Source organism: Draconibacterium sp., from assembly GCF_041583095.1.
Lineage (GTDB): Bacteria > Bacteroidota > Bacteroidia > Bacteroidales > Prolixibacteraceae > Draconibacterium.
This window is the reverse complement of sequence record NZ_JBFHGM010000006.1, coordinates 40,357-47,039: the sequence shown is the minus strand read 5'-3', so window position 1 is coordinate 47,039 and position 6,683 is coordinate 40,357. Positions and strand designations below refer to the sequence as shown.

The 6,683-nt window shown below is 43.0% G+C and carries 6 protein-coding genes; 2 read left to right on the top strand and 4 right to left on the bottom strand.

Features of this window, described 5'->3' with window-relative positions; translation table 11 throughout:
* Positions 1–302 precede the first annotated feature (302 nt).
* The 3 genes from ABZB17_RS01115 to ABZB17_RS01105 are packed head-to-tail and all read right to left on the bottom strand — an operon-like array spanning position 303 to position 3,669.
* The gene (locus ABZB17_RS01115) at positions 303–1,190 is read right to left on the bottom strand and encodes a 3'(2'),5'-bisphosphate nucleotidase CysQ (RefSeq protein WP_372647504.1); all 888 of its coding nucleotides are present in this window, start codon (positions 1,188–1,190) and stop codon (positions 303–305) included.
* Between the two features lie 54 nt (positions 1,191–1,244).
* Positions 1,245–2,225: an oxidoreductase family protein gene (locus tag ABZB17_RS01110; protein WP_372647502.1), complete on the bottom strand. Its 981-nt coding sequence runs from the start codon at positions 2,223–2,225 to the stop codon at positions 1,245–1,247.
* 19 nt (positions 2,226–2,244) lie between these two features.
* Positions 2,245–3,669, bottom strand: a complete 1,425-nt coding sequence (locus tag ABZB17_RS01105; RefSeq protein WP_372647500.1) for a monomeric [FeFe] hydrogenase — start codon at positions 3,667–3,669, stop codon at positions 2,245–2,247.
* Between the two features lie 266 nt (positions 3,670–3,935).
* On the opposite strand from ABZB17_RS01105, the gene ABZB17_RS01100 reads away from it, so the two are divergent.
* Positions 3,936–5,153, top strand: coding sequence for a serine hydrolase domain-containing protein (locus ABZB17_RS01100; RefSeq protein ID WP_372647498.1), 1,218 nt, complete (start codon positions 3,936–3,938; stop codon positions 5,151–5,153).
* A 12-nt stretch (positions 5,154–5,165) separates the two neighbouring features.
* Entirely contained in the window at positions 5,166–6,032 is an 867-nt protein-coding gene (locus ABZB17_RS01095) for a DUF1080 domain-containing protein (protein WP_372647496.1), read from the top strand.
* Here the strand turns inward: ABZB17_RS01095 and ABZB17_RS01090 are convergent.
* Positions 6,029–6,649: a DUF4230 domain-containing protein gene (locus tag ABZB17_RS01090; RefSeq protein ID WP_045030463.1), complete on the bottom strand. Its 621-nt coding sequence runs from the start codon at positions 6,647–6,649 to the stop codon at positions 6,029–6,031. The two genes, ABZB17_RS01095 and ABZB17_RS01090, sit on opposite strands and share 4 nt — an antisense overlap.
* Between the last annotated feature and the right edge of the window lie 34 nt (positions 6,650–6,683).

Here is a 6,683-nt window from a genome sequence, read left to right as displayed (position 1 = left end):
GCTTCCCCAGCTGCTGGAGACGAAAAAAAACGCGTTTGAAACCATTTTCTGTTAGCTGGGGGCGTAAAAAAACGCGTTTGAAACCAACTTCTGTCACCTGTGGGAGCTTTAAAATCAGTTAGTTACATATTTTGGTGCTTTAGGCAATTATCGGAAAGCCGCCGGCAGCAAGGCACAGGGGCTAAAGCCTGGGTTAATGGTGTTGTGTTATTGCAACAGCACCCTTGGTGAAATTAGCTGAAACGTTCTTGTCGTGAAAGATTTAGCGTTAACCAAAAACTGAGGTAAGAAATAGGTGGCTACTACAACTTGGTTCTCATCAGAGCTCGCACCGTATCCGCAATTTCTTTGTTACTCACATACAGCGCTCCGCGGTGATTCATAAAGGTAGAATCCCTTCGGTTCAGGTCGAGGGGTGTGCCATCGAAACTGGTTGCCGGAGCACCAAGCTCGTTAAAAATACATGCTGTTGCGGCAAAATCCCAAAGGCTTCCACCGCCGGGTGTTGGTTTCGGCAATTTAAAATAGCAGCCCGGAGCCTTATCGAGTGTCCAGATGGCATTTAAAACAGCACCGGCCTGTTTTTGTAGTTGCAATTGGTTGATGTTTAGTTCCTGCAACTTATCCTCCAGCCCGTTGATAAATTCATCGAAATGCTCGTATTTCAGGAAAGTACGGTCCATGTGGAGGGTAAAGGTTCTTTTGCCCTCCAGCTGCAAATCAGGTTGCCAGCTTTTGTGGTTTTTAAAAGCTCCCTGGCCTTTTACGGCATAATACAGGTTGTTTGTAAGTGGGTCGAAAACAACGCCAATTACCGGCTCTCCCGATTTTGAAACCAGGCCAATGGAAACGGCATATCCGGGTGTTTTTTCAGTAAATGCCAGCGTTCCGTCCATCGGGTCGATACACCAGAAATAGTCTTTTTCAAAACGGCTTTTATCGTCAACGCTTTCTTCGGTAAGCAAAGCCAGGTCGTATTTTGATATAGAGGTTGAAAGTACTTCAATAATGGTGTTTTGTGCTTTAACATCTACTTCGGTAACCACCTGCGAGGCCAGGCTGTCGGCCGCTTCCTTATTGTTTACGGCCACTTCTTTTGTGGAATATTCGCGAATTAAAGCGCCTGCTTTTTGAGCAGCTTCAATAGCCATTTGAGAAAGAGCAAATAAATCGGTAGTTGTTAAACGCATACGCAGGATTGATTGGTAATTAAAAAATGGTGGGCTAAAGGTACAAAAGTTGTGTTACACCAAAAGCTTTTCAATGACTTCGCGCGAAACACGTTCGCTGTACGAATTGATTTTCCAGTGCCCCGGGTGCCAGCCTTTTAAAAAGCGATGAAAATCGGCCCAGGCAACATGGTATAAATTGCGCCAGTCGGCTTCAAGCGCATCGCAATCAATAGTGGTATTTTTCTTTCGTAGTGCTTCATGCAAATGGGAAAAATACATGTCGAGCAATTTGCCTTCGTATTTCTCACAGTCTTTTTCGCTCATGCAGCTGCCAATAAAATAAGCAAGGTCTTTCATTCCGCAACCACCACCAACATATTGAAAATCGACAGCTGCCACATTTTTGCCATCATTCGAAAAACAGAAGTTGGCTAATTTGGCGTCGCCATGCACCAGCGTTTGGAAAGGACTCTCACTAAGTTTTTTATCAATGGCTTTTGCAGCATTTTTTAAGGGCAGGTCGTCCATTGCCTCCAGTTCTTCCGGACGGGTTTCAAGATGCCAGTAGGTTCCGGTTTCCCATAAACCTTCTGGTTTGTTTCCCATAAAAGTTGCATGAAAATTGGCCAGCCAATGGATACAGGCATTTATATTGTTCCAGTTAACCGAAGCGCTTAAACGTTGCGCAAAACCGGTGCTGTCGAGGTCTTCAAAAACCATTAAAACTTCGCTGCCCTTTGTTTCCAGCGCATAACATTGTGGTGTTTTACAATCATCGTCGCACTTTTCGTTAAACGACTTGTACCACTCGGTTTCCACTTTGTACGATTTTAGTTTCCGCTGATGCGAAAGGTCGGTGTTCCAACCGCGCGGATGCGAACCTCCCTCGGGCAGGTTTACATGTTTGACTACCACACTTTCAAGCTCGCAACCTTCCAGCCCAAAACGTACGATTTCGCCGTATCCGCTCCACAAACTCTGAATAACTTCTATTTCGTAGAGGTTTTCTGCTCCGGTTGATTGTAAAACGATATCCTGAAAATGTTGATCCATGTTTCCCTTTTTGCGGTATCTAGTCTTTTAAGTTGGCATTAAACAATTTACGGTTACCGGCCATTTCGCCCAGCGATGCAGGCCCGTTAATACAGCCACCTTCGCAAACCATAAATTCGATAAAGTTTGCCGGCGCTTTTCCACGGGCGTAAGCTTTCATCATTCCAACGGCTTTTTTGTCAACACCGTTAATCACCAGTTCTTTAATGTTTGCCTCGGGGCGTTCGGCTTTAACAGCGGCTGTTACACCTCCCGAAAGTGCAAAACCACGGTCAACGGTCTTTTTATTATGTCGGGCTTCATTATCGGGAATTCCACCCAAATCGATATCCAAACCAACAATCAGCGCATTCAGCTCTTCAAACGACATTACATGATTAACTTTATCGTTGCGTCGGGCTTCTTTTCGTTTAGCAATACATGGACCTATAAAAATGACTTTTGTATCCGGATTTTTTTGGCGGGCAATATCGGCCGCATACATCATTGGCGATGGAGTATCCGATACAAAAGGTTTTAATCCTTTTACGTGTTTTTCAACGGTTTCAACATAACTTGGGCAACAACTGGTGGTCATAAACGGCGCACCTTCATCAAGGCGTTCCAAAAATTCTGCCGATTCGTGTTCCACCGTTAAGCGTGCTCCGTCGGCAACTTCTATCACTTCGTTAAATCCAATTTCTTTTAACAGGTTTTCAATTTGCCCGGTCGACAGGTTAAACTGTCCGTGAATGGCCGGTGCAAAAATAGCGGTGGTGTGCTCTTCTTTTCGGATGCACATCAAAATATCAATCAGTTGGCTCACCTCGAAAATACTGCCAAACGGACAAGCAACCATACATTTTCCGCAGTAGATACATTTATCGTCGTCGATACGTTCAACACCGTATTCGTCTTTCGAAATGGCTCCAACCGGACACGCCGCCTCGCACGGGATAGGTACGTGGATAATGGCGTGGTACTGGCACTGCTTTTGGCAAATTCCGCAGTTAATACATTTGTCGGTGTTAATTTGTGCCTGACCATTAACCATGCTAACGGCGTCTTTCGGGCAGTTCATCATACACGGACGAGCCACACAGCCCCGGCACAGGTTACTTACCACGTACTGTGCTTTTACACAACTTGTACAGGCTTCGTCAACCACGGTCATTATTTCTTTTTTTACCTGCGTGCGGTTTTGGGCATTTTCGGCATAGGTACTAAGGGGAGTCAATTCATCTTTTTCATCGTCAACAGTGTAACCCAGCAAAGGAAATAACTTGTACTTTATTACCGCCCGCTCTTTATGAATACAACAACGGTGTTGGGCTTCGCGGCGTTTTGGTGCCATTTGGATGGGAATGCGGTCGATTTCCTCAACCAGCTTACCATCGGCAAAAAGCCTGACGATTTGTTTCAGTAAATCTCTTCTAATAATCAGTGTGTTACTTGTGTACCCCATGTTGCCTTTCTTTTTTTGACGCCGCAAAAGTACTGCCTTTTTATGTTCCGCAACACCTTTTTAGTGATTAGTTGATTCTTGTTAAGTCAGGGTTAAAACCGAGCGACTTGCAATGCGGGCGACTGACTTAAAAAGTTTGATATATGGTGTTATTATCATAAATTTAGAAGGTGAAAGCGATTTGGATTGGCTTTTTTATAAATTTGAAAATATTCAGTTTACTTCACATTATAAGACTAAAAATAAACTAACATAAAATAAATCGTATGAAATCTTTCAAAGCTTATTTCCCGTTTTTATTCTTGCTCGTTTTGATAGTTGCAGGATGTAATTCAACACCAAAAGAACAGAAAACAAACACCGGTGCAGTTGCCACCGATTCGTTAACGGCAGCAGAAAACCTTATTCAGCAGTATATTGATAAAGGTGAGTTGGCCGGTTTTTCAGCACTGATTATTAAAGATGGCGAAGAGGTTTTTCGAATGAACAAAGGTTATGCCGACCGGGAAAATGAGAAACCTATTGAAACGAATACGATTTATCGGATTTTTTCGATGAGCAAACCCGTTACAGCAGTGGCTTTGATGACTTTATACGATGAAGGAAAATTTAACCTGGATGATAAAGTATCGGATTATATTCCAAAATATGCCGATTGTAAAGTGTACACACCCAATGAAAATGGTTTTAGTTTGGAACTTCAGGAAAACGAAATGACAATTCGGCATTTGCTGACCCACACTTCCGGAATATCTTATGGTTGGAATCCATCATATGTTGACTCGCTTTATCGGGTAAATGATGTAAGTGGATGGGATGGAAAGCTGGAAGACAAAATGCTTGCGTTGGCCGATATGCCACTTAATTTTCAACCCGGGACTCAATGGATGTACGGGCTTTCGATTGATGTGGCCGGTTACCTCGTGGAAGTGATTTCAGGAAAACCTTTTGATGAGTACCTTAAGGAGCACGTTTTTATACCGCTAAAAATGGATGATACCGGTTTTTATGTGCCGGAAGAAAAGCACGATCGTTTCTGTAGGCTTTATAATCAGGGTGAGGATAAAATGCTGGCACCTGCTCAAGACCTATTTGCAGATGTATTTAAACAGCCCGTAACACTTTTTTCGGGTGGAGGAGGACTGGTTTCAACCATTGATGATTATGCCCGTTTTTGTAAAATGTTGTTGAACAAAGGCGAACTGGATGGCGCAAGAATATTGGAACCGGAGACGGTAGAATTGATTATGAGTAACCAGCTGCCGGAAACAGCAACCTACGAAAATGGCCGGATGGGATATGGACTGGCAGGAGCTGTTGATTTTGAAACAGGAGAATATAGTTGGGCAGGAGCCGCTTCCACAAATTTTTGGGTCAATCCAACCGACCAGCTCATCATTATTACAGCTACGCAGATAATGCCAAGTAATTTCCAATATGCCAACGAATTCAAATCAATAATCGACAATACTTATACTAAATAGCCAATATAAAAGATGAGAAATTCAATCCTGCTTCTTCTATTCACTGTTATACTCCTGTCGTGCAATACAGCCAACGAGTGGGAACCCTTACTGGATAACGACCTTTCTAAGTGGGACCGGTATTTAAGTTATAGGCATAAACTCGGGTACGACGGGCAACAGCCAAAAGACGCCGATGGTAACTTAATGGAACCTATAGGCTTAAATAAAGAGGGGTATAATGTTTTTACGGTAAGCGAAGATGCGGCTGAGGATGTTCTAAAGATCAGCGGCGAAATTTATGGCTGCCTGATCACAAAAAAAGAATATCACAATTATCATTTACGGCTAAAAATGAAATGGGGCGATAAAAAGTTTGATCCGCGTAAAAACCTGCTGAAAGATTCGGGGATTCTGTATCATTCCATTGGTCCACTTGGAGCAGAGTACTGGCGCACGTGGATGCTTTCGCAGGAATTCCAGGTTATGGAAGGCCACCTGGGCGATTACTGGAGCCAAATGACTTCGGCCATCGACATACGTGCTTACCTTCCTGAATATATTATGAATCCGGTTGCCGATGCCAGTCAGCCTTTTTTACCGATGGGGCAGGACGAGGATATTCAGGGATTTTGCCTGCGTAGCGGAAATTATGAAAAAGCGCCGGGCGAGTGGAATTTACTGGAACTGATTTGTTACGATGGAAACAGCATTCATATGGTAAACGGCGAGGTGGTAATGGTTTTACGTAACTCGCGTTACATTAAAGATGGCGAAAGCTTGCCCCTTGATAAAGGGAAAATACAGCTGCAAAGCGAGGCTGCAGAGGTTTTTTATAAAGAGATTGAGATTAGGGAACTGGAAGAAATGCCGGAATATTTTGCGCGTTATTTCAATTAATCCTTCAACAGGTGTTTCACTTTTGCAGCGCTTATTTTACGGTGTTCAGCTTCGAATTGCCAGCCTACCGATTCAATTAATTGCTGTACAAGAGCTATGGTATCGGTGGCCTGGTCTTTCGCAATTTGTACCAGGTGGCTTTCCTCCACTTTTTCACGAATAAATTCTTTCGAGCGTTTATTCATATTGGTTAAATCCGATTCATTTATCTTGTTGATGATACCCTTTTGTATGTCGTAATATTCCAGGTCGCTGTCGATGCTAAGAATTTCGGGCTCGGGAAAGCGCGATAGCTCCACCAGTTTTTTATGCGGATTTATATCGATGTTTATTTTGGTGAGATCGAAACCGATCATCACTTTAGCTTTAACAATTAGTAGAGCTCGTTTTTCGGTTTGAAAAAGTTTGAAGAACAGCTGTTTCTCGTCGCGGTGGGTGTATAGTTCCGAGAATTCTCCTTCAACAGTAATTAATTTGCAAACCTGTTTTATTTTGTCAAGCAAAATAACCGACTGGTCGTGCAGTTGTTTTTCGTTACGGTTTTTGTAATAATAAATTGTTCCGAAAATTCCGGCAGCCAGTCCAATAAGTATTCCCAAAAAAATAAGGGTTTCCATAAAAAGTCTTGTTTTGAATATCTAAAGTAAAACT

Bases quoted from the DNA above. Each gene is read 5' to 3' on its own strand.
- ABZB17_RS01100 (WP_372647498.1), top strand. From the start codon at position 3,936: ATGAAATCTTTCAAAGCTTATTTCCCGTTTTTATTCTTGCTCGTTTTG.
- ABZB17_RS01110 (WP_372647502.1), bottom strand. From the start codon at position 2,225: ATGGATCAACATTTTCAGGATATCGTTTTACAATCAACCGGAGCAGAA.
- ABZB17_RS01115 (WP_372647504.1), bottom strand. From the start codon at position 1,190: ATGCGTTTAACAACTACCGATTTATTTGCTCTTTCTCAAATGGCTATT.
- ABZB17_RS01105 (WP_372647500.1), bottom strand. From the start codon at position 3,669: ATGGGGTACACAAGTAACACACTGATTATTAGAAGAGATTTACTGAAA.
- ABZB17_RS01090 (WP_045030463.1), bottom strand. From the start codon at position 6,649: ATGGAAACCCTTATTTTTTTGGGAATACTTATTGGACTGGCTGCCGGA.
- ABZB17_RS01095 (WP_372647496.1), top strand. From the start codon at position 5,166: ATGAGAAATTCAATCCTGCTTCTTCTATTCACTGTTATACTCCTGTCG.